The following is a 22,773-nucleotide window of genomic DNA, read 5'->3' as shown; positions in this document are numbered from 1 at the left end:
AGACCTGCAACCCAGTCATTGATATTGCCGATGGCTTCCCAAATCGAATAGGGCAAAGACGGTTAATAAGTTCCTTCTGATCGTCGCAGAATGCACTTATTCCGCATCCCCTGCACAAGGGAGCGACCCATAGCGGCACGACGGCAACAGGCGCACCGATTGCTTCCGCGCCGCGAGGGAAAGCGGTGCGAATCAACGATGATCCTTTGTGGGATTGATTACTTGGCCGAGGAAAGCTGCGCGATCGACAGCAGCGTATCGGCACTGATACCGACGCTTGAGGAGGAACTCGTCAAGATCGAGAGCGCGGGTGATGTCGACGAGGTGGTGTTGTTCGCCAGGTCATACATCGCCGAGAATCGCTGCAGGAGCTTGTTGACCTTGGTCGGATCCTGCAGATCGCTGACATCGACGAATTTGGCAAGCAGCTTGGCCTGGGTGTCGACATCCATCGACGACATCGCGCTCGGCAGGCTGTAGGTCGTGGTGATCACCTGATAGAGCGCGGTGTCGCCCATGATATCGTAGATCGAATTGATATCCGGAGCCTTGCGCTGGAAGTAAAGCGCCAGACGCACGCCGGCATTGGTGTCTCCCTCCTGATCCTCAAGGGTCTGATGCAGGAAGAGGTCGTTCGTATCGGCGATCGTGCCCTGATTTTGCGCAGTCCCCAATTTCGTGTTGGTCAGATTCCCGTCCGTGTCGAAATTGAACGCGTTGACGATGCTCTTGAACTGCGCGCCGGCGGTCGTGTTGACGAAGCTCTTCGAATCGCTCGGATCGGAGGCAAAAGCCTTTTTCAGCGTCGCTGTGTCGACGGACTTCGGATCGATGCCGTTGGCCGTCAGGATGAAATCGGTGAGCTTGCTGTCGGCGAGAAGGTCGGTGACGCTGGTGACCTTGACGATATTGGTCGCGAAATAGGTGGCGGCATCCTTGGCATCGCTGGTGGCCTTAGTGAGCTGGGCGCCCGTCAGCCCGATCTTGCTGCGGCTGGAATATTCGGAGACGTAACTGTTGATCTGCGCTTGCGACAAGGACTGGACGGGCGGCTTCAGCTTGCCGTCGCTGTCGAAGTTGAAGGCCTTGGCGAGATTGGTGAAGCGCGTGTCCTTGAGCGAATTGACGTAGCTCTTCGGATCGTAGGGGTCGCTCTCGAGGACCTTCTTCATCTGCGTCTTCGTCATCTCGTCCGGACTGATGCCGTAGGCACGCATGGCCATCTGGTAGAGCTCGGGAAGACTGTCGTTGCTGGTATCGCTATCGGCTGCGGCATTCGTGGCGAAGAAATCATCAATGGTCTTCACGGCGGCAATGCGCGTCTGGTAGTTGCTGACGGCATTGGTGGTCACAGATGTCTGCGACGTCTGGTAGTTCTTCATGTAGGCAGTCGACGCGGCATCGATCGCCGTCTGGGATTGCGCCGTGTCACCCGAGGCAAGGGTGCCGTCCGACTGGAAATTGAACTGCGAGACGACATCGGTGAGGCCGAAGATAGCCGCGGTCGAAGAACTCGAGAAGGCGTTCTTGAACACGACCGCGGGCGTATCCGCATCGATTCCATAGGCCGTCTTGATATAGTCGAACAGGCGGGTATCCGAGGTCAGCTGGTCGACGGTGGTGATCGAGCCGATATGATCCTTGTAGTAAAGGTCGTTGTCCTTGGCGCCGACATCCGTCGTGTAGGATGGCACCGCAGAATTGTAAGCGCTCATGACATCGGCCGTCTGGCCGAGCGTCTGCGGGCCGCCCTTATAATTCGTCGCATAGGCGTCCGTCGTGGCGCTGATCTGACCCGATGTCTGCGCCTGCGCGCCATCGGCGACGGTGCCGTCGCTCTGGAAATTGAATTGCGCCATGACATCGGTCAACCCGTTCGACGTGGCAACGCCTGCATCCTTGGCCGAAGCGTTGAACCGGCTGGCGGTGATATAGGCCGGAATGTCGAAGGCCGTCTTGACATAGTCGAACAGGCGGGGATTGGAGGTCAGCTGGTCAACGGATGTAATGCTGCCGATCTGGCTCTGGTAGTAGGCCGTATCCGCATCAGCCGTCGATGTCTTCACCGTTCCGTCGGCGTTGAAATTAAATTCCGCGACGAGCGTCTTGTCGGCGGCGCTGCCGTTTTGATTGACGAAGCTGTCGGGATCGCTGACATCGCTCGTCAGCATCTGCTTCAGGAATGAATTCGATGTATAGGTCGGATCGAGGCCATAGGCCTGCAGCACGTAGCTCTTAAGGCGGGCATTGCCCAGAAGGTCGTCGACGGTCTTAACGCTGCTGATATTCTGGCTGAAATAGGTGGTTTCGGTCTGCGCATTGGTTGCCTCAGTCGTAAAGGACTGATTGTAAAGGCCGATCAGATCATCTTCCTGGTTGCTGGTTTGCGCCGTCGAAGAGCTGCCCGTGCCAAAATTGAACGCGGCGGCGAATTCCTTGTAGCGCGTATCGGTCAGCTTATTGGCAAAACTGGTGGAATCGCTGAGGTCGCTGGTCAGCACCTGTTTCATAAAGGCCTTGGCATAGGTCATGTCCGACAGGCCGTAGGCTTCCATCGCATAGCTATAAAGCTGGTAGTCACCCATGAAGTCGTCGACATCGGTTACCTTGCCAATATTGGCATTGTAGTAGTCGATCTGACGCTTGGTTTGCGACTGGGACGCCACCTGATTGAGCGTCGTCGCCATATTCCTGGTTGCTACCGCATAACCAAGATAAGTGGATATCATCAGCCCGACCCCAATAAATCTCTAATATAAGCCAGCAAATCTCTCCGCAGTATCGCAGTTAAACCTTACCCGAGACTTACAATACTTCGTCTATTGCGTGTACCAGATCGGCACGGCCCGCTTGCGCCGTGCATTCACTTTATGGAAACCCTGATCGATTCGGTTTTGCTAACCATTTGAGGACGCAAAGTTTTCTTAACCGCAATTTTTAAGCTGTCTGGAAGGGACGCCGCCTAATCTGAACCCAACGAGAGGACATGACGTTCTCCGTAAGAAGACCGGAAAACCGGCTCTCAGGTAAAGCAAGGGTAGAGATTAGATGACAAATACCGTCCTGAAGCCCGATTGGGCTGGAAACACACTGCGGCTTGATCCGGCGCGCTTTCCGCAACAGGTCAGCTATGCCATGCGGGGTGCCGAGGGTGACGTCACCATCACGATCGACGAGCGCGGCGCGGTGCTGCGCAAGATCCTCCCGTCCAGCGGCCTGCCGCTGTCCGTCGCCTTGCCGAAACGCGCTTTCATGGGTGTTGCCGCCCGTGCCATCGACCATGGCGACGGCGAGGTCACCGTGACGCTGGAATTGCATCACTCTGATCCGGACCTCTGCATCCCTCTCCTCGTCGCCCACGATCTGAGCGACATCGCCGCCGACTGGCGCTCGTGGTCGGAAGCCTTCCGCATTCCAATGTTGATGATCGAAGCCGATGGCGTCGCCCGTCCGCTGGAAGAGCATCTGGGCGGGGTTGCCGCCCGTGATACCCAGCCGCGCCGCCGCCACTCCTACTTCGCCGAACGCCGTCCGCGCTTCCTAGTACGCCGCACAACCGGTTCGCTGGGCCTCAAGATGAAGATCGAAGGTCGCGAGATCATCGCGCGGCGCTGAAACTACCCGGGATTGATATCCCATCATTCGTCAGATATCGGCCGTAGTGCATTAAGCCCTGCGGCCGATTTCGTTATGGCTCCAGCGAGCGTTCCATGATGATTGTCCGCTCATCCTCGTGGTAACTGTCCCTGACGGCTTCGAATCCGAGCTTGGCGTAAAATGCCTGCGCGGTGACGGACGACGGCACGGTCAGGAGCATGACGCCCCCAATACGCGCAATCCGCTCGATCTCTGCCATCAGCAGAGTTCCGACCCCCTGCCCCTGCACTGCCGGGGAAACGAACACCGTGCGAACCACAGCATCGTCGAGGCTGGCGGTGCCGGCGACGTCCTCGCCTTTCATCGCGACGAGAACCGTCCGGCTGCCCAGAAGCTTTAGCACTGCAACAGGGCTGAAACTCTGCGCGACACGGGCGATGATATCCTGCGAATAGTCTTTTGCGTTGGTTTCGCGAAGCGCGGACAGGATCACGGCGCTGATGGCATCAGCGTCACTTTCGCGAGCCGGTCGGACATCGCATGCCATGGCAAGCATCCATCGCTGGTTAGGTTCATCAGAAAACGAGAAGCAGAAACGACAGAAACAGGCCGGCGAAGATGATCAGGCCGACCCGGTTGTTGGATAGGAACAGGGCACGGCACTGCTCGCCATCGTTGATATCGAGCACGGCGATCTGGTAGGCGAACATGCCGCCCGCGACGAGCAAGCCGACATAGGAGAGCCACCCAGCCCCCGCCAGCGCGAAGGCCAAGAACATGAGCACCAGCGTCGCGCCGTAAATACCGATCAGCCAGAGGCGGGTCTTGTCGCCGAAGAGCCGGGCGGTGGAGCGCACGCCGATCAACTCGTCGTCCTCCTTATCCTGATGGGCATAGATCGTATCGTAGCCGATCGTCCACAGGATGGCGGCGGCATAAAGCATGATGGGCGCAAGCGACAGGCTGCCGAACAACCCGGCCCAGCCCATTAGTGCACCCCAGGAAAAGGCAAGACCTAAGAAAAACTGCGGCCAGTCGGTGAAGCGCTTGGCGAAGGGATAGAGCGCGACGATGCCAAGCGACAACACGCCGAGAATGACGGCGAACCAGTTGAATTGCAGAAGCACCAGAAGACCGACCAGCGCCTGTAGCACTATGAAGACCTTGGTCTGAAAGCGCGTCACCCGGCCCGACGGCAGCGGGCGCGAGCGCGTGCGGGCCACGGCCATGTCTATCTTGTGATCGACCAGATCATTGTAGGCACAGCCGGCGCCGCGCATGGCGACCGCGCCGATAAAATAGAGGAAGAGATGGTAGACCAACAGAAAGCCGGGCGATTGACCTATTGGGGCAGCGGCGTTGGCGGCCAGCGCCGCCGACCAGAAGCATGGCCACATCAGGAGCTGCCAGCCGATCGGCCTGTCCCAGCGCGCGAGCTGCGCATAGGGCCAGAGCGCCGGGGGCAGGATGCGGTAAACCCAGTTGCCGGAAGGCGCGTCGGCGACGCGCCCGTTGATGTCGCCTGTCTTTTGCATAGGCGAGTAGTAGTGATATCCGCCGTACTCGGTCAAGCGGCGGGGCCGCAGCCCCGCGCTTTTCTCAGTTCGTCGTGAAGCCGAATTTGTAGGTGGCGGAGATGCCGACCAGCAGTTGGTTGCGGCTGCCGCGTTCGCGCACCAGGCTGCTATCGGCGGCAGCACCGGTCAAGCGACTATATTCGACGAAGGTGCTCGTGCTCCAGTTCTGCGTTGCCTTCCAGGTCAACGCACCTCCGGCGCCGACCGACTTCACCCCACCACCCGGCTTGTAAATGCCGAGGCCAGAGGCGGCCGACTCTCGGGCGTTGACGCCGTAGTAAGTGTTGAAATAATCCATCGAGGCGAGCGTCATGCGCGGGCCGCCGGAAAGGCGCAGGTCGGGAGCGATGTCGGTGAAGGCGTCAATGGCAGCGTCGGCGACGATGCCACTATGCGCACCGAAACCCTGCCGGACCTCGACGCGAGCGCGCAGCCAGTCGGTCGGATAGACCTCGGCGAAACCACCGGCTTCCACACCCCACCGAACCTTCTTCAGGCCTTTCAGTTCGCGATCGTCGCCGGCATCGCGGCTCGGCACGAATTTGCCGACGATACCGGCGCGGAACATGCCATTGTCGATCAGCGCGAACGAAGGGTTATCACTTCGCGACGAGAAGCGCGGGCCAGGCCCCTTGCCGATCGAGACCAGAGGCACCCATTGCAGCTTGTTGTGGCTGCTGCCTTCGAATTTCGGCGCCGAGAAACCGGCCGCGCCGACGCTTAGATACCAGCCATTCGACCAGGCCTGCTGACTGTCGGCAGCCGACACTGCTCCCGCGGAAGCGGCGAACAGGCCGAGGGCGAAAAATAGACGCGACTTCGCAAACACATGCAACTCCTTGATACGCAATACAACGGAGCAATACATGCCTCCGAGAGTTGCCTCAAACTATCCGGATCGCGTTACCGCTCCCTTAACCACGCGCAACCGAATGCGGGATAGATGGCACAATTTTCAACACGACATGCATTGGCTTCCGGCGTGCGCCCATCTGTCGCAGCGATTTAATTTCGGCATGCGCTACTCAATCGAGAGTACCCACCAGGGTTCGGGCATAGGCAATGAATTTCTCATATAGAAATTAAGCGAGAGAGCGGAATGAAAACCAGATCTTTGATGTATCTCAGTGCTTTTCTCAGCGTCGGCATGGCACTTTCAGGTTGCGTCAGCGCACCACTCGCCGGCACCAAGCAAAATCAATATTCGCACAAAGTGATTTCCGGCAAGAAGACAGCTCTGGGAATGACCGCATCCGTCAAGCGCGACTGTACATTCAACTCCTATCCCTATGCGGCGGTGATCAAACAGCCCAGCCACGGTAAAGTCACGTTCGAACATGGCACGGTTCATGTCAAATACGACAAGGATAGCGATGCCTATATGTGCAGCGGAAAGCCCGTTGAAGGCACGACGGTATACTATACGTCCGATCCCGGTTTCACCGGCACCGACGAATTCACCATGCGGCTGACCGTATTGTACGCAAGCAGCGTCAGCGATGAGAGTGTGACCCTCAAGGTGGTCAAGTAACCCACATATCCTCGCTATCTGGCGAGGCTGAATGCTAAAACGCCGGACTTTGGAAATCCAAAATCCGGCGCAACCTTTCAAACAACAGCAAACCTTCAGAATACAATCTTCTCCAGCGGCGCGCGGGTCGCCTCGAACTCCCTGAGCTTGGCCTCCCGCTCGCCGATATAGTTGCGGTTGTCGGGAACGGCGAACTGGTTCTTGGTGATCTGGATCTGCATGATGAAGAGCTCATCCCAGCGGAAGCCCATTTCCGAGCCGGCCAGGTAGAACTCCCACATACGGAAGAAGTTCTCATCGTAGAGCGCGACGGCCTCGGCCTTGCGCGCCACGAAACGGTTGCGCCAGTGCCTTAGGGTATGGGCGTAGTGCATCGGCAGGATTTCGACATCCTTGACCAAGAGCCCGGCCTTTTCCAGCGGCGGCAGGGTCTCACCCACCGAGGGAATATACCCACCCGGGAAAATATACTTCTCGATGAAGGCGTTGGTCGCAAAGCTCGGCTTCGGACGCGCGATGGAATGCAGCACCATGACACCGTTGTCGTCGAGCAGCTCCGAAACCTTGTTGAAGTATTTGCGGTAGTCGCCGATGCCGACATGCTCGAACATGCCGACCGAGACGATACGGTCGAACTTTCGGCCGGCGAGGTAGCGATAGTCCTGCAGCTCGAAGCGGACGCGATCGGACAGGCCGCGCTTGGCGGCGCGCTCGCGCGAGACCTTGAGCTGCTCTTCACTCAGTGTAATGCCGGTGAAATCGAGGCCGGGATTGGCTTCGGCAAGGTACATGCCCATGCCGCCCCAGCCAGAGCCGATCTCCAGCACGCGCTGGCCGGGCTCGACCAGCAGCTTGGCGGCGATATGGCGCTTCTTGGCCACCTGTGCCTCCTCCAGGCTGATGCCCGGCGGCACGAAATAGGCGCAAGAATATTGCCAATCATCGTCAAGGAAGAGATCGAACAGCTTCGCCGACAGATCATAGTGATGCGCAACATTGTATTTGTTGCGGTTGATCGGCGAACGGCTCTTGAGCTGCTGCCAGACGATGCGCCCGATCAGCAGCGTCGCCATGCGCATATCAAAGATTTCGTTGGTGGTATTCTGCTTCACCAGCGCGAGGAAATCATAGATATCCCCCTGCTCGAGAATGAAGCGCCCTTCCATATACATTTCGCCGAGCTTCAGCGTCGGATCGCGCGCAACCGCGTCCTCCGCCTGCTGGTCGGCAACACGGACGGCGACTGTTTCGCCGGATCCGTCGCCGATCATATGCGTCTCGCCGGAAGCAAGCGTAAGTTTCAGGGAGCCTTTACGGACCAGTTTTTTGACAAGAGAGAACAGTGCCGACGCCATGGACGCCTCGAATGTTATGACATGACAATAGCGCTAACTTTAGCGTCTCAGAACATTGTGGCAAGCGTAGCTTTTCGCACTCTGTGGCACTCCGGCAACAACGCTGCCAGAGTGTGATATTCTTGCAATATTTCGTGCTAAGTCCTTATTTTCGTTTGAACGCGTCCGCCAGGGCGGCACCGAGACTACCCTGCTGAGGGGTGTTCGGGCGGCTGTTGTTCTTACCGCTAGCGTTGCGCGCGCCATTTTGCTCTCGCGACTCACGCGCAGCCGGGGCGGTCTCAGCGCCGCCATCCTTGCGCATCGTCAGACTGATTCGCTTCCGTTTGGCGTCGACGTCCACAACCTTTACCTTCACGACGTCGCCCGCCTTGACGATCTCGTGCGGGTCTTTCACGAAGCGATCGGCAAGCTGCGAGACATGCACGAGGCCATCCTGGTGAACTCCGATATCGACGAAGGCACCGAAGGCGGCGACGTTGGTCACCGTCCCCTCCAGCAGCATGCCGGGCTTAAGATCGCTGATCTCGTTGATCCCCTCGGCGAAGGTCGCGGTCTTGAAGCTCGGGCGCGGGTCGCGACCGGGCTTTTCCAGCTCGGCGATGATGTCGCGCACCGTCGGCAGACCGAATTTCTCATCGATGAACTGGCGCGGATCGACCGCCTTCAGCGCTGTCGCGTCACCCATCACGCTGCGCAGATCGCGGCCGCAGGCGGCAACGATCTTCTTGGCGACGCCATAGGCTTCCGGATGCACCGAGGAGGCATCGAGCGGCTCCTTGCCATTCGGGATACGCAGGAAGCCGGCGCATTGCTCGAAGGTGCGCTGGCCGAGGCGGGCGACCTTAAGGAGATCGCGGCGGGTCTCGAAGCGACCTTCACCGTCACGGTGCTTGACGATCGCGTCGGCAATAGACGGTCCGAGGCCGGAGACGCGGGCCAGCAGTGGCGCGGACGCCGTGTTCAGATCGACGCCGACGGCGTTCACCGCATCTTCCACGACGGCATCCAGCGAGCGCGACAGTTTCAGCTGATCGACATCATGCTGGTACTGGCCAACGCCGATCGACTTCGGCTCGATCTTGACGAGTTCGGCCAACGGATCCTGCAGACGGCGAGCGATGGAGACGGCGCCGCGCAGCGTCACGTCGAGATCGGGGAATTCTAGCGCCGCGGTCTCGGAGGCCGAGTAGATGGAAGCACCGGCCTCGGAAACGATGACCTTGGTCGGTTTCGGTGCCGGCAGGTCGGCCAGCATGTCGGCCACCAGCTTCTCCGTCTCGCGGCTACCGGTGCCGTTGCCGATGGAGATCAGTTCGACATTGTGCTTGCGAACCAACGCTGCCAAGGTCACTTGGGTGCCGCGCACGTCGTTCCTCGGCGGGAAAGGATAAACCGTCGTCGTTTCCAGCACCTTGCCGGTGCCGTCGACCACGGCGACCTTGACGCCGGTGCGGATACCCGGATCGAGGCCCATGGTCGCGCGCGAGCCGGCGGGCGCTGCCAGCAGCAGATCCTTCAGATTGCGGGCGAAAACGTGGATCGCTTCCTCTTCGGCGCGCTCGCGCAACTCACGCATCAGATCGAGCGACAGCGACATGGAAAGCTTGACGCGCCAGGTCCAGCTCGCGACCTCCGTCAGCCAGCGGTCGCCGGGGCGGCTTAAGCCGATCTCATAGGCGGTGGTGACCATCCGCTCGACCGGCTTGTTGGGAGAGACGGCATCGACATCGATTTCGATGGTCAGCGTCAGGAACTCTTCGTTCCAGCCGCGCAGCATGGCAAGCGCGCGGTGGCCGGGGGCGGTTGCCCAACGTTCCTGATGGTCGAAATAATCGGAGAATTTAGCGCCAGCTTCCTGCTTGCCGTCAACGACCCTGGCCTTCAGGACGGCATTGGTTTTCATGTAGGTGCGCAGCTTGCCGAGCAGGTCGGCATTTTCGGCAATGCCTTCGGCGATGATGTCGCGCGCGCCTTCGAGCGCCGTCTTCACGTCCGGCACATCGGCAGTAAGGAAGCCCTCGGCCAGAGTCGCCGGCTCCCGGGAACGGTCGGCGAGAATGGTATCGGCAAGTGGACCGAGGCCGCGCTCCCTGGCGATTTCGGCGCGGGTGCGACGCTTCTGCTTATAGGGCAGATAGAGGTCTTCCAGCTCGGCCTTGGTGGCGACCACGGCGATCTTGCGCATCAACTCGTCGGTCATCTTGCCCTGGCCGTTGATCGAGTCGACGATGGCGGCGCGGCGGGCTTCCAGCTCGCGCAGATAGGCCAGGCGTTCGGCTAGCGTGCGCAACTGGCCGTCATCGAGACCGCCGGTCACTTCCTTGCGGTAGCGGGCGATGAACGGCACCGTCGAGCCTTCATCGAGAAGCTCGATCGCGGCCTTGGCCTGATCGGGGCGCGAATTGATCTCGTTGGCGATAGTTGCGGCAAGGGAACGAATGTCGGCGGCCATGTGTCTCTCTGAACTGAACTCGGTGGGGGACCATAGGCGTGATCCCGGAAAGTACGAAGCGGTTTCGGGCGAGATCGGGCTAACCAAGGCATCCGAGGAGGGATCACGACTCAAAACCAGCATCTCGCTTTAGCGACATAAAAAGGCAGGGCAATGTTGCTGCCCACGCCTCCACAGGATTTGCCGCTTGACCTTTGGGCTCTCCCCCTTAACCGCGCAGAAGAACCTAATGAAGAGGGCAAGCCATGAAAGTTCTGTTGATCGGATCGGGCGGACGCGAGCATGCGCTGGCCTGGAAACTGGCGCAATCGCCGCTGATGACGGAACTCCATGCCGCACCCGGCAATCCCGGCATTGCCGAATATGCGACGCTCGCCGCGATCGATATCGAGGACCATGGCGCCGTCGTTGCCTTCTGTAAGGAAAAGGCCATCGACTTCGTCGTCGTCGGCCCCGAGGCACCGCTGGTCGCCGGCATTGCCGACCGGCTACGCGCCGAGGACATCGCCGTTTTCGGACCGTCCATGGCCGCCGCCCAGCTCGAGGGCTCCAAGGGTTTCACCAAGGATATCTGCGCCCGCTACGATATTCCGACCGGCGCCTACCAGCGCTTCAACAATGCGCCGAAGGCGAAAGCCTATATCCGCGAACAGGGCGCTCCGATCGTCGTCAAGGCTGACGGGCTTGCCGCCGGCAAGGGCGTGACGGTTGCGATGACAGTCGACGAGGCGCTTGCCGCCGTCGATGACTGCTTCGAAGGGGCTTTTGGCGAGGCCGGCGCGGAAGTGGTGATCGAGGCCTATCTCGATGGCGAGGAAGCGAGCTTCTTTTGCCTTAGCGACGGAAAGCACGCGCTGGCGCTCGCCACCGCTCAGGACCACAAACGCGTCGGCGACGGCGATACCGGCCCGAATACCGGCGGCATGGGCGCCTATTCTCCCGCTCCGGTCATGACGGCGGAAATGGTTGAGCGGACCATGAAAGAGATCATCGAGCCGACGATGCGCGGTATGGCGGAAAGCGGCTATCCCTTCTCCGGCGTCTTCTTCGCCGGGCTGATGATTACCGCCAAGGGACCGGAACTGATCGAATACAATGTCCGCTTCGGCGACCCGGAATGCCAGGTGCTGATGATGCGGCTGAAGAGCGACCTACTACCGCTGCTTCTCGCCTGCGCCAACGGCACGCTGGATCAGGTCAGCGCCGAATGGAGCGACGACGTGGCGCTATCCGTGGTCATGGCCTCGAAGGGCTATCCTGGCGCCTACGCCAAGAACACACCGATCGCGGCCCTGCCCGCCGATAGCGACGGCGCCAAGGTGTTTCATGCCGGCACGGCGCTGAAGGACGGCGTGCTGGTCGCAACCGGCGGCCGGGTGCTGAATGTCACCGCCACCGGCAAAACCGTCAGCGAGGCGCAGAAGCGCGCTTATGCCCTTGCCGACAAGGTAGACTGGGAAAACGGCTTCAGCCGCAGCGACATCGGCTGGCAGGCCATCGCGCGGGAAAAGGCCTGAAAATGTAGCCGGGAAGCCCATCCCGAATTCCGTTCTCCACTAAACTTTTACCTAATCTCCTGACGGGATGGAAACGAAGACGCGCTAATCTCTCAGTCACGATAAGACGGAGTGGTTTGTTATGCGTCCCTTCTTCCTGACCTTGGTATTTGCGCTGGCGGCCGGCTCGGCCATGGCGTCGTCGATCCAACCCATCGACAGCAAGACGCAAACCGGCGGCGGCAGCATCGTCGACAAGGTTTGCGCCGATTGCCCGGCCATCAAGCCGCAAATCGTCAAGAAGGAGTATGTGGTGCCGGAATTGACGCCGGGCACGCAATCCATCGTCGTCCGCGACATTGACGGCCAGAAGAAGGTGGTGCGCACCGAGGCCTGGATGGGCGGCTCGCCGGTGGTCTTCATCTCCAAGCCGACGCCCGAGGCGCTGGCGGCAGCGAACATAGCACCCGACGGCATCGACATGAACGCAAAAACCGCGGCTCTGCCCAAGCCCGCCAGGACACGGGAACCCGCGCCGCTCGATCTCTCCGGTTTCCAGCTTCGCCAGTAAGATAGCTTCCCAATCCAGTTCCCTGCCCCGCCCGATCAAAGTTTCGGTCGACGGGGTCCGCCGCAAGGCGGACCAATGCGCCCCTGAAGAGAAGCGGGGGCGCATTCGTTTTTCATGAACCGCGTTTGAAAACATCCCCGGCGGCGGCAATCCGCTCGACCAGCTGGTCGATCTCGCGGTCGGAATAAACCTCGATGCCGGCTCGCTTCAGCAAGGCTGCGGTGACGCCATCGCCCGGATGCCGGCTACCGGAAAATGTGCCGTCATAGATAAAGCCCGAACCACAGGACGGACTGCCGTCGATGAGCAGGGCATAGCGACAGCCTGTTTCTTTAGCGAGCGCCAGAGCGTTCTCGGCGGCTTGACGAAATCCATCGGTGACATCGCCGCCACTGATTTCCATCACCTGAGCGGTGCCGGCCAAAACGTCTTCGCCTGTCGCCCCGTCCGATATCTCAGCGGGAGGACGCGGCACGGCCATGCCTGCCGACATTTCCGGACAGATGGTGACGAGCCTTCCCTCTTCGCGCCAACGGTCGATAGCCGGATGGAGAAGCGGTTTGGCGCGGCCGTCATATCGGACGGCATGCCCCATGAGGCAGGCGCTGACGAGGATCTTAGAGATCATTATTTGCCCGGTAGTGTGGCGGATGGTGTCACAGCGCACTCCCAGCCATCGTATTCGCCATCGAATTGAGCAGCGAGATGAGTGAGCTTGACCGTTACGGCTGTTATCTGATTTGGAACATCGATCCGGCGAAATCGAACGGACCAAGGCCTGGCCGAATCGTCGATTGACGCCTGATCGGCAACTTCGAAACCGTACTTCAAAATAGAAGCGGCAAATTTTCTCTGCTCTTCGGCGGTGGAAAAATATGCGAAATGGTCGACAACTCTTGGGTGCGTTCCATCGTCGCCGTGAGCAATCATGCTAGACAGAACTTTATTGTCTTCAACCCGCTGAATATCGTCGCCGCCTGGAAGCAAGGATTGGCGATAAACGGACCAATTTGCATCGCTGATGACACGAGTCTCGAAGGAATACTGCGGAAATTGCGCGGCGGTTTCTTTGATCGAGGCCAAAAGACCTCCAACCGTAGAGGTATAAAAGAAGAACTTTACCACGCCACCCGATAATTTTCGCCCGACGTATCGGTTTTCGTTGGATGCGCGAAGGACCTCGCCCATCCGATCCTCGATCGCATATACAGCTTGCGACTCGTCCGATTGCGGTAGCCCGTTCTCACGCGGATGCGTTAGCTTGATCTCCAAAATCACCAGTGTTGAAAATGACGAGACGGCAGCCATTTTGTATTGCAAGTCTACTCCGATGCTCGCGAGAGCACCAAGATCGTTGGTCAAATAGACACCCCAATCGCCACCGTCCAATTTGCCGCCTCTCTTGCAAGTCGCCGTCTATATTAGAAACATCGACCAAGCAGTTACACCAACTAAGACGGGAAGAGAATGCCTATCCGGCAATCTTCGAGAAGTCCGCTACCGTCCCAGTCGCCTCACGGATCAGGCGCAGCAGCGCCAGACGGTTGGCGCGGATGGCGGCGTCTTCGTCGTTGACGAGGACATCCCCGAAGAAGCGGTCGACGGGCGCGCGTAGTGTCGAAAGCGCGGCCATCGCCGAGCGGAAATCTTCACCGGTAATCGCCTTGGCCGCTTCGGCTGAGGCCTTGGTGACGGCAACGAAAAGGTCTTTTTCAGCGTCGAGCGTTAGCAATGCTTCCGAAACACCATCGGCGACGACAGTGCCCTTCTTTTCCTCGGCGGCGAGAAGCTGCGTGGCGCGCTTGGCGCCGGCGAGCAGGTTCTTGCCGTCTTCCGAGGTGATGAAGGCTGTCAGCGCCTCGACGCGGCGGGCGACCATCAAGAGATCGTCGGCTTCCGGTGTCAACACGGAATCGATGAGGTCGTAGCGGGCGCCCTGATCGCGAAGATAGACTTTCAGGCGGTCGTGGAAGAAGGCGAGGAGATCCGCATCCTTCGTCGCCGCCAGCAGCGGCAAGCGCACCTTGCGTTCCAACAGGATCCTGACGACACCGAGAGCCGCACGGCGCAGCGCATAGGGGTCCTTAGAGCCGGTGGGCTTCTCATCGATCGCCCAGAAGCCGATCAGCGTATCCAGCTTGTCGGCCAACGCTACGGTGATTGCCACCTTGTCGTCCGGCACGCGGTCGGACGGACCTTGTGGCTTGTAGTGATCCTCGATAGCAGCAGCCACAGAGGCGTCTTCGCCCTGCAGCCCCGCATATTTACGGCCCATGAGGCCCTGAAGCTCGGGGAATTCGCCGACGGCTTCCGTGCGCAGGTCGGCCTTGGCGAGCACGGCAGCGCGATCGACCTTGACCGGATCGGCGCCGGTGATCTTGGCGAGTTCAGCCGCCAGCGTACGGATGCGGGCAACGCGTTCGCCCTGGCTGCCGAGCTTGGCATGAAAGGTAACGTTCAGCGCATCGAGCTTGGCCATGCGCTGATCCAGCGGCTTTTTCAGATCGAGGCCGAATTTCGCGGCGGAAGCCTCCAGCGTTTCGAGGTCCGGCAGATTGCCCTGGTCGCGCTTCCAGAAATGCAGCGCGTCGGAAAGACGGGCGCGTACGACCTTGCCGTTGCCATGGATGATCTCCTTGCCGCCATCCGTCGCCTGGATATTGGAGACGAGGATGAAACGGTTGGAGAGTGTCTCCCCGGCCTGCGAACGGGTGACAAAACACTTTTGGTTCGTCTTGATCGTCAGGCGGATGATTTCCGAGGGGATCGACAGGTAATCTTCCTCAAAAGAACCCATCAGCACCTGCGGCCATTCCACCAGGCCGGACACCTCTTCCAACAAGCCCTCGTCCTCGACCAGTTCCAGGCCGTTGGCGAAGGCGATGTCGCGGGCATCGTGCAGGATGATGTCCTTGCGGCGCTCGGCATCGAGAATGACTTTGGCCTTGTCCAGGCTGGACACGTAATCGTCGAAACGCTTGACGGTGATCGGGCCCGGCGCATGGAAGCGGTGGCCAAAGGTCACGTTCGAGGCAACGATACCGTCGATCTCGAAGGGGATGACAACGGTCTCTTCATGCTCGGTGCCGAACGTGCAGACGATCGACTGGAGCGGGCGCACCCATCGCAGCGAGCCGGGTTTGGCTGACGCCTTGCCCCAGCGCATCGACTTCGGCCAGGGGAAATCGCGAATAATCCCAGGCATGACGTCGGCAACGATCTCCTCGGCGCCACGACCGGGCTTGGAGATGATCGCAACATAGAAATCGCCCTTCTTCGGGTCGCTCTGCACCTGTGCTTCGGAAACGGAAGATAGGCCGGCGCCGCGCAAAAAGCCTTCGATCGCCTTTTCATTGGCGTCGGTGCGCGGCCCCTTGCGCTCTTCGCGCACATCGGCGGAGCGTGCGGTGACGCCGCGAATGTCCAGCGTCAGGCGCCGCGGCGTCCAATATTCGCGCGCGCCCTCATAGGACAGACCTGCCTCGACTAGCGCGTCGGTCACCAGCTTCTTCAGATCGCCGGCAGCCTTGCGCTGCATACGGGCGGGAATTTCCTCGGAGCGGAGTTCGAGAAGGAGATCGGGCATGTCAAGGTTCCTCACCCTCCCCTTGAGAGAGAGGGTCGGCACGGTGTGCCGGAGTGTGGTGAAAATGGTCGGCCTCTGCTAGCAAAATTTGCCGCTGCTGCACAATGGCAAATATCGTATCCAGAACAGCCTCAATCTCGTCTGTTACCTCGGCATTCCAGAATCGGACGACGTGATAGCCCTGACTTTCGAGAAATGCCGTGCGCTCCGTATCATAGCGCCTTGTCGCATCTTCCGCGTGCTGGCTGCCATCAAGTTCGATAATCAAACCAATCTGATGGCAAGCGAAATCCGCGAAATACCGCCCAATCGGAACTTGCCGTCGAAAATGCGTGCCCTCGATAGGAATGCGCCACAGATGCTTCCAAAGCTTTACTTCGGCATCGGTTGAACCAGCGCGCAGGCGACGACTGTTGGCGATTTTAAAGCGATCAAGCTTGGAGGGCTTCTTCGGCATAAGGAGACCTCTAACCTCTTGAAATAGCAAATCTCTATGCGGCCACAAGCACCTCCCCTTGAGGGGGAGGGTCGGGCCAAAGGTCCGGGGTGGGGTGATCGCGGCGGCCTCTGCAGCCAGCCAATTTTCACCCCCACCCGCCGCTTCGCGGCGACCTCCCCCCTCAAGGGGGAGGTGTTCAATCACCATCCCCCTCCTCCGCCGCCGCCGCCTCCGCCACCGGAGAAGCCACCCCCGCCTGAGAAACCACCACCGCCACTGCTGCTGCCAAAGCCAGAGGACGAGCTGGAGACTGGTGCGGGGATAGTGGAGGCGATGGTCGAGGCCATGGAGGAGGAGAACTCGCCGATCCGGCCGCCAAGATTGCCGCCGTAGACATTGCCGACGTACCAACCGGGGGCGTAGCTCGCCGCGATCGCAGCACCTGCGGCCGTTGCCAGCCATGCATCGAAAGCGCTTGACCAGGGCTTTTCGACGCCGAGCGCGACGGCGTAGGGCAGCAGCTTTTCGAAATGCTGCGGCGACATTTGCGGCGCGCCCTGCATGTTCATCCGGTCGCGTTCGGCGAGCGTCAGATATTGCCGCAGCCCGGCGATGCCATCCGTCATCTTCCGCCCGATCGGCGTCGGTGCGCCCATCAGGAAGAAGAACACGACGTTAAGGGCGAAGATGCCGACGATACCGACCAGCAACGGAAGTTCGCCCGCTTCCATCAGCGGCACGACGACGGCGGCGAAAAGACCGGCGACGATAGAGACGATGACGAAGCCGATGAAGGCGAAGACGAGGACCGAGAAAATCCGTCGCCCGAGGCCCGCGTCGTGGCGCAGAAACATCCGGCCTATGGCGCCGGCAAAGATGGTGACCACGATCGAGAGGAAGCCGGGAATAACGATGAGCGGAAGCGCATTTTCATGCAGGCGGCCAAAGATGACAATGGACGCCAGGATGAGCACCGACAGCGCAATGCCAATGACGATATAGAGCCGGTTGGCCTTGTAATATTCGTCGCGATGGTCACGCTCGATGGCGCTGCGGAATTGCTGTCCGAGCTTTTGGACGGCAGCGCCATTCGCGGCGTCGATCACCAGCGGCGTGAACGGGCCGATTGCGCCGAACAGAACCTTTTCGCCGCTGCCCAGATCGCGGCCCGCCGTCTTGCCGGTCGCCTTTAGGATCACCTTGTCCTTCAGATCGTCGAGGGTGACGTAACCGCGTACGGCAAGATCAATCGCCGTTGCCGAGAGCGCCGTCCATCCGGCGCCGGAAAAGCCTCTGTTGTCGATGTAATTGACCAAGGCCGGCGAGACGCCATCCGGCGGATCCCAGCGCGGAACCATGACGCCCCGCGGCGGATCACGCCCTACGGTGATCCAACTCCTGAGATAATAGGCAAACAGCAGGATCAGACCACCGATGGCGATGATCGCGTCGAGATGATCGGCGATGAACCAGCGCCATTGCTGGCCGCTGCTCGGCGGCAGGATCACTCCCTTCGCCAGCTTGACAGCGATCGTCAGCCCTTCACCTTCAGCCAATGGACGAGTCGTGGCGAATGTGACTTTTCCGGCTTGCTGGCTCGCGCTTGCATCCTGGCCTTTCCCACCGATCGGGCCGGTGTAATAGGCCAGTTGCTGCGGCGTCACGCCATCCGGCAGGGTAACAGTTGCCGAGGCGCGCAGGATCGGGAATTGCCAGCCATTGCCGGTAACGTTCCAATAGAGTTCGTCGTGATTGTCGAAATAGCGGAATTGGCGGTTGGTCGAGTAGGTGAGGCGGAAGATGTGTGGGCCAGGGCTGAGGAGAAATTGCGTGCTCCCCTGATCCGCCCGGCCGATGTAGATGCGCTCGCCGCCTTCGATCCGCTCGAGCCGCCATTCCTCCGGCTGCCCGTCGCGTTCGACGGAAACGACATCAAAATCCACCTGCGCCTGGCGGCCAGCGGAATCGAGGAATGTCAGCGGAAAATCCCGGAAGATGCCGCGACGGATAGCACGGCCTTCGGCATTCACGGCAATGGTCTCGGTTACGCTCATCGAGCCGTCGCGATTGAGCGCAATCGCCTGGGCGAAGTTTGTGATGACTTCGGCCGCCAAGGCTGCCGTTGCGGAGAACAGCAGGATCAAGGCCAGGAAAACCCCGGAAAGCCAACGCATCATCACACCCCCATGTGATCCCCGCAGCGCCCAGTGGAGGGCGCCGCATGACTTGAACGTAGATCCACGCTCCCAGGGGGAGCGAGGCATTAGTCGTCGTAGGCAACACCCAGCGAAGCCAGTACCCGCCAATAAGACGGGAAGGTTTTGGCAACGCAATCTGGGTCGAGAATGGTGATGCCACCGATCTTCAGGCCGGCGAGCGCGAAGCTCATGGCGATGCGGTGATCGGCGAAGCTGTCGATCTCGGCGGGTAGCACTTTGCCAGCCAAGCTCGGATCGGAAGCGACGATCAGATCATCGCCCTCTTCGGTGCCGAGGCCCGGAACGATGCGCGACAGGCCGCTCGACAGCGCGCGGACGCGGTCGCATTCCTTGACGCGGAGGTTGGCGATACCGACGAAACGGACGGGCGTCTCGTTGAAGGCAGCAAGGACAGCAAGCGTCGGAATGGCGTCCTGCATCTGCGATCCGTCGATGACGGCGGGCAGATGCGGGAATTGCGAGATCAGCTCATAGGCGCGAGCGTCCGGCTGCGAGAATTCGGTCGCCGGCGTGCCGAGGTCGATCTTGCCGCCGGTCAACACTTCCGCCGCCCAGAGATAGGTGGCAGCCGAAGCATCCGGCTCGATGAGGAAATCCGCTGCGTGGTAGCCGGTCGGCTCGACCCGCCATGTGACCGGGCTGGTGCGCTCGACCTTGGCGCCGAAAGCGCGCATGGCAGCAACCGTCAGATCGATATAGCCGAGCGCGCCGATATGCTCGCCGAGCAATTCGACATCGACCGGCCGGTCGCCACCGGCGGCCATCATCAGGAGGGCCGAGACATATTGGCTGGAAAGACCGCCATCGATCCGCACGCGGCTCGCCTCAAAGCGGCCCGTGCCGTTGACGGTAACCGGCGGGCAGCCAGTTTCAGCCGTTGCGTCGATGCCGAGCGAGCGCAGCGCGTCGACCAGCGGGCCGATCGGCCGCTTGCGCATATGGGCATCGCCATCGACCACGACCTTGCCGTCAACCAGAGCGGCGGCGGCCGTCAGGAAGCGCGTCGCGGTGCCGGCATTGCCGAGGAAAAGCGGTTCCGCTGCAGGCTGAAGCTTGCCGCTGCCGGTGACGATGAAGGTGGTGTCGTCGGGCTCGTCGATGGTAACGCCCATGGCGCGCAGCGCTTCGGCCATATAGCGGGTGTCGTCACTCTTCAGCGCGCCGGTCAGTCGGCTAGTGCCCTTGGCGAGGCCGGCAAGCAGCAGCGCGCGGTTGGTGATCGACTTCGATCCCGGCGGCATGGCGCGGCCGGTCAACGGCTTGCCAGGCGGGATAATCGTGAGTTTGGCTCTACCCATCATCATTCTCTTTGGTCAGTCAGGAAAGCGGCCGATGGCCTGCGGTCGGCTTCCTTTACCGCCTCACATGCAAAACCGATAGCGGGAATCTCAGAACTTGACGGTCGGAACAGCGCGGTCGGCTTCGTCGGTGATCTCGAAGAAAGCGCGCTTGGCGAAACCGAACTGGCCGGCGATGAGATTGGAAGGGAAGCTCTCGACCTTGACGTTCAGGTCGCGGGCAGCACCGTTGTAATAGCGCCGGGACATCTGGATCTCGCCTTCTATCGTTTCAAGCGAGCGCTGCAATTCGAGGAAATTCGTGTTGGCCTTGAGATCCGGATAGGCTTCGGCAAGTGCGATGACACGGCCGAGCGCTTGGCCGAGGAGACCTTCGGCCACACCGCGACCTGCGACATCGCCTGCCGGCACGGCCTGCGCCTTGTTGCGCAGCTCAACGACCTCTTCCAATGTCTGCCGCTCATGGCCGGCATAGCCTTTGACCGTCTCGATAAGATTGGGAATGAGATCGGCGCGGCGCTTCAACTGTACGTCGATGCCGGACCATGCCTCCTCGGCGACCTGCCGGGCGCTGACGAGACCGTTATAGACGAAAACGGCATACAGCGCGGCAAGAACGATGACCGCCAGGATAATATACATCGCGAACCCCCCGTTGCGATTACAATCAAGGGGACACTATGCGGCTTCGCGACTATTGTCATCCGCTTTCGCTGTGCTGGCAGTATCTTAGGCGGCCTGCTTGCCCCAGTTGACGCCACCGGCATCCGTCAGCAGGAAAGCCTCGCCGCATGCCTTGGCGAGCGTACGCACGCGCAGGATGTAGCTCTGGCGCTCGGTGACGGAGATCACGCCGCGCGCGTCGAGCAGGTTGAAGACATGGCTTGCCTTGATGCACTGGTCGTAGGCAGGAAACACGCATTTGTGCAGACGCTGGTTGTCGCTGTCACCGGGCGCGCCGGCGGCCAGAAGCGCCAGGCATTCCTTCTCGGCATCGCTGAAATGACGATGCAGCATCTCGGTATTGGCATATTCGAAATTATGCCGGGAATATTCCTGTTCGGCTTGCAGGAAGACATCGCCGTAGGTGATCTTTTCATCGCCTTCGAGGCCGTTGAAATTCAGGTCGTAAACGCTGTCGACACCCTGGACGTAGGTGGCAAGACGCTCAAGGCCATAGGTCAGCTCGCCAGCGACCGGCGCGCACTCAATGCCGCAGATCTGCTGGAAATAGGTGAACTGCGATACTTCCATGCCGTCGCACCAGCACTCCCAGCCGAGACCCCAGGCGCCGAGCGTCGGGCTTTCCCAATCGTCCTCGACGAAGCGGATGTCATGCAGGAGCGGATCGAGACCTATTGCCGCCAGCGAGCCGAGATAGAGCTCCTGCAGGTTCGGCGGATTGGGCTTCAGGATGACCTGATACTGGTAGTAATGCTGCATGCGGTTCGGGTTTTCACCGTAGCGACCGTCGGACGGGCGGCGGGACGGCTGCACGTAAGCGGCCTTCCAAGGCTTCGGCCCCAGCGCGCGCAGCGTGGTTGCCGGATGGAACGTACCGGCACCGACTTCCATGTCGTAAGGCTGAAGAACCGCGCAACCCTTGTCGGCCCAGTAATTATGCAGGGTCAGGATCAACGCCTGGAAAGAGCGCTTCGGGTTCATATGGTCGGGCACGGTGGCGGTCATGGGATTGATTTCTTCAGGTAACGAACGGTTTGGCGGACAGGTGCCACGATGGAAGACAAGGGTCAAGAGATGACGTATAGATATGGCTATGCGTCTCCGCGATGACTTGGAGAAGAATAATGAACGTCAAAACCGAAATCACATTGTCCGAGCACCATCTCCGCCTTGCGGAAAAGATGGTCGAGGAAGGTGCATTTCCTTCGATTTCCAGCCTTGTTGAAGCGGCGATCGAGCAGATTGACCAGTCGACGCATCATGATGGTACGCCCGATGATGCGGTGTCCGGCATGGCGGATGAAATTCGTCGGCGCATGGAATTGCCAGCTGACCAATGGATACCGCTAAAGGGCGACACCTTGTTTGACGACGTCCGTACCCTCATCCGCAAAAAAATGGATGAAAAGCAGAATGGCGTATGAGGTCACTCGCCATCCCCTCGTTCGAGCCGACCTTTTTAATATTACGACACTGATTGGCGAATATGCCGGCTACGCCACCGCCCAGAGTAAAATCGAGCAAATCGAGAAGACGTTAAACTCGCTGACCGATTTTCCTCATATCGGAACAACGCGCGATGATATTTACCCAGGTCTACGCGCCATTCCCGCTTCAGAAAAAGCGGTCGTGTGCTTCACTATCGATGATGCCACCAAGGTCGTGCGCGTTATCTGCATCAGCTATGCCGGCGCGGATTGGATGTCTCGGGTAAAAGAACGGCGTTAGGGTGGGTGTGCGACTTAATCGTGTCGAACAACCCTGTATCAATGACTACTCCTCATCCCGCTTGACCCGATACTCCCCCGTCTTTGGATCCTTCACCAGTGTCCCGACGGCACCCGTCCGCCGTTCGTTTTCGGCCCGGCGTGACTTTTCGGTAAGCTTTTGTGCAGCACGCACAAAGCGTCGATAAAGCCACCAGATGCCGCCGATAACGACAGCGAAGAAAATGATCTGCGGCAT

The 22,773-nt window shown here is 60.0% G+C and carries 21 protein-coding genes; 6 read left to right on the top strand and 15 right to left on the bottom strand.

Annotated elements, in window-relative coordinates; all coding sequences use genetic code 11:
• Positions 1 to 218: 218 nt before the first annotated feature.
• Complete coding sequence (locus HB780_RS29970) at positions 219 to 2,729, bottom strand: DUF1217 domain-containing protein (protein ID WP_183691716.1); 2,511 nt, start codon at positions 2,727 to 2,729, stop codon at positions 219 to 221.
• A 319-nt stretch (positions 2,730 to 3,048) separates the two neighbouring features.
• Here HB780_RS29970 and HB780_RS29965 point away from each other — a divergent pair, with 319 nt between their 5' ends.
• Positions 3,049 to 3,615, top strand: coding sequence for a DUF6101 family protein (locus HB780_RS29965; RefSeq protein WP_183691714.1), 567 nt, complete (start codon positions 3,049 to 3,051; stop codon positions 3,613 to 3,615).
• Between the two features lie 73 nt (positions 3,616 to 3,688).
• Here HB780_RS29965 and HB780_RS29960 read toward each other — a convergent pair whose 3' ends face one another.
• From HB780_RS29960 to HB780_RS29950, 3 genes are all read right to left on the bottom strand, one after another.
• The gene (locus HB780_RS29960) at positions 3,689 to 4,144 is read right to left on the bottom strand and encodes a GNAT family N-acetyltransferase (protein ID WP_183691712.1); all 456 of its coding nucleotides are present in this window, start codon (positions 4,142 to 4,144) and stop codon (positions 3,689 to 3,691) included.
• 28 nt (positions 4,145 to 4,172) lie between these two features.
• Positions 4,173 to 5,132 carry a 4-hydroxybenzoate octaprenyltransferase gene (gene ubiA, locus HB780_RS29955; protein ID WP_183691710.1) on the bottom strand — a complete coding sequence of 320 codons (960 nt, stop codon included), beginning with the start codon at positions 5,130 to 5,132 and terminating at the stop codon, positions 4,173 to 4,175.
• 64 nt (positions 5,133 to 5,196) lie between these two features.
• A complete protein-coding gene (locus HB780_RS29950; RefSeq protein WP_183691708.1) occupies positions 5,197 to 6,003 on the bottom strand; it encodes a MipA/OmpV family protein in 807 nt (268 codons plus the stop codon).
• A gap of 270 nt (positions 6,004 to 6,273) precedes the next feature.
• On the opposite strand from HB780_RS29950, the gene HB780_RS29945 reads away from it, so the two are divergent.
• Positions 6,274 to 6,705, top strand: coding sequence for a hypothetical protein (locus tag HB780_RS29945; protein WP_183691706.1), 432 nt, complete (start codon positions 6,274 to 6,276; stop codon positions 6,703 to 6,705).
• Positions 6,706 to 6,800: 95 nt separating this feature from the next.
• Here HB780_RS29945 and HB780_RS29940 read toward each other — a convergent pair whose 3' ends face one another.
• Together HB780_RS29940 and HB780_RS29935 are read right to left on the bottom strand one after the other, a co-directional pair.
• A complete protein-coding gene (locus HB780_RS29940) occupies positions 6,801 to 8,060 on the bottom strand; it encodes a cyclopropane fatty acid synthase (protein WP_183691704.1) in 1,260 nt (419 codons plus the stop codon).
• 145 nt (positions 8,061 to 8,205) lie between these two features.
• Positions 8,206 to 10,515 carry a Tex family protein gene (locus tag HB780_RS29935; protein WP_183691702.1) on the bottom strand — a complete coding sequence of 770 codons (2,310 nt, stop codon included), beginning with the start codon at positions 10,513 to 10,515 and terminating at the stop codon, positions 8,206 to 8,208.
• Between the two features lie 245 nt (positions 10,516 to 10,760).
• On the opposite strand from HB780_RS29935, the gene purD reads away from it, so the two are divergent.
• Both purD and HB780_RS29925 read left to right on the top strand, forming a co-directional pair.
• Positions 10,761 to 12,032, top strand: coding sequence for a phosphoribosylamine--glycine ligase (purD, locus tag HB780_RS29930; RefSeq protein WP_183691700.1), 1,272 nt, complete (start codon positions 10,761 to 10,763; stop codon positions 12,030 to 12,032).
• Positions 12,033 to 12,153: 121 nt separating this feature from the next.
• Complete coding sequence (locus HB780_RS29925) at positions 12,154 to 12,582, top strand: plant virulence effector HPE1-like domain-containing protein (protein ID WP_183691698.1); 429 nt, start codon at positions 12,154 to 12,156, stop codon at positions 12,580 to 12,582.
• Positions 12,583 to 12,694: 112 nt separating this feature from the next.
• On the opposite strand, the gene HB780_RS29920 is transcribed toward HB780_RS29925, so the two are convergent.
• The 8 genes from HB780_RS29920 to HB780_RS29885 all read right to left on the bottom strand — a co-directional run bounded on the left by HB780_RS29920 (position 12,695) and on the right by HB780_RS29885 (position 21,813).
• Positions 12,695 to 13,210: a 2-thiouracil desulfurase family protein gene (locus tag HB780_RS29920; protein WP_183691696.1), complete on the bottom strand. Its 516-nt coding sequence runs from the start codon at positions 13,208 to 13,210 to the stop codon at positions 12,695 to 12,697.
• Positions 13,210 to 13,971 carry a DUF695 domain-containing protein gene (locus tag HB780_RS29915; RefSeq protein WP_183691694.1) on the bottom strand — a complete coding sequence of 254 codons (762 nt, stop codon included), beginning with the start codon at positions 13,969 to 13,971 and terminating at the stop codon, positions 13,210 to 13,212. The genes HB780_RS29920 and HB780_RS29915 overlap by 1 nt, the downstream gene beginning before the upstream one ends.
• 82 nt (positions 13,972 to 14,053) lie before the next feature.
• A complete protein-coding gene (gene glyS / locus HB780_RS29910) occupies positions 14,054 to 16,168 on the bottom strand; it encodes a glycine--tRNA ligase subunit beta (RefSeq protein ID WP_183691692.1) in 2,115 nt (704 codons plus the stop codon).
• A gap of 1 nt (position 16,169) precedes the next feature.
• Positions 16,170 to 16,625 carry an endonuclease domain-containing protein gene (locus tag HB780_RS29905; protein WP_286203088.1) on the bottom strand — a complete coding sequence of 152 codons (456 nt, stop codon included), beginning with the start codon at positions 16,623 to 16,625 and terminating at the stop codon, positions 16,170 to 16,172.
• Between the two features lie 182 nt (positions 16,626 to 16,807).
• Positions 16,808 to 18,781 (bottom strand): DUF2207 domain-containing protein, encoded by a 1,974-nt coding sequence (locus HB780_RS29900; RefSeq protein WP_435693933.1) that lies wholly within the window; start codon positions 18,779 to 18,781, stop codon positions 16,808 to 16,810.
• An 89-nt stretch (positions 18,782 to 18,870) separates the two neighbouring features.
• Complete coding sequence (locus HB780_RS29895) at positions 18,871 to 20,127, bottom strand: 3-phosphoshikimate 1-carboxyvinyltransferase (protein WP_183697616.1); 1,257 nt, start codon at positions 20,125 to 20,127, stop codon at positions 18,871 to 18,873.
• A gap of 87 nt (positions 20,128 to 20,214) precedes the next feature.
• Positions 20,215 to 20,766 carry a LemA family protein gene (locus HB780_RS29890; RefSeq protein ID WP_183691688.1) on the bottom strand — a complete coding sequence of 184 codons (552 nt, stop codon included), beginning with the start codon at positions 20,764 to 20,766 and terminating at the stop codon, positions 20,215 to 20,217.
• A gap of 87 nt (positions 20,767 to 20,853) precedes the next feature.
• Positions 20,854 to 21,813: a glycine--tRNA ligase subunit alpha gene (locus tag HB780_RS29885; RefSeq protein ID WP_183691686.1), complete on the bottom strand. Its 960-nt coding sequence runs from the start codon at positions 21,811 to 21,813 to the stop codon at positions 20,854 to 20,856.
• Positions 21,814 to 21,932: 119 nt separating this feature from the next.
• Here HB780_RS29885 and HB780_RS29880 point away from each other — a divergent pair, with 119 nt between their 5' ends.
• Together HB780_RS29880 and HB780_RS29875 are read left to right on the top strand one after the other, a co-directional pair.
• Complete coding sequence (locus HB780_RS29880) at positions 21,933 to 22,232, top strand: hypothetical protein (RefSeq protein ID WP_183691684.1); 300 nt, start codon at positions 21,933 to 21,935, stop codon at positions 22,230 to 22,232.
• Complete coding sequence (locus HB780_RS29875) at positions 22,222 to 22,536, top strand: type II toxin-antitoxin system RelE/ParE family toxin (RefSeq protein ID WP_183691682.1); 315 nt, start codon at positions 22,222 to 22,224, stop codon at positions 22,534 to 22,536. Before HB780_RS29880 ends, HB780_RS29875 begins: the two co-directional genes overlap by 11 nt.
• A 45-nt stretch (positions 22,537 to 22,581) precedes the next feature.
• Here HB780_RS29875 and HB780_RS29870 read toward each other — a convergent pair whose 3' ends face one another.
• Complete coding sequence (locus HB780_RS29870) at positions 22,582 to 22,773, bottom strand: NfeD family protein (protein WP_183691680.1); 192 nt, start codon at positions 22,771 to 22,773, stop codon at positions 22,582 to 22,584.

The organism is Rhizobium lusitanum (assembly GCF_014189535.1).
Taxonomy (GTDB): Bacteria; Pseudomonadota; Alphaproteobacteria; order Rhizobiales; family Rhizobiaceae; genus Rhizobium; species Rhizobium lusitanum_C.
The sequence above is the reverse complement of the archived record's forward strand: the minus strand, read 5'-3'. Positions and strand labels throughout refer to the sequence as shown.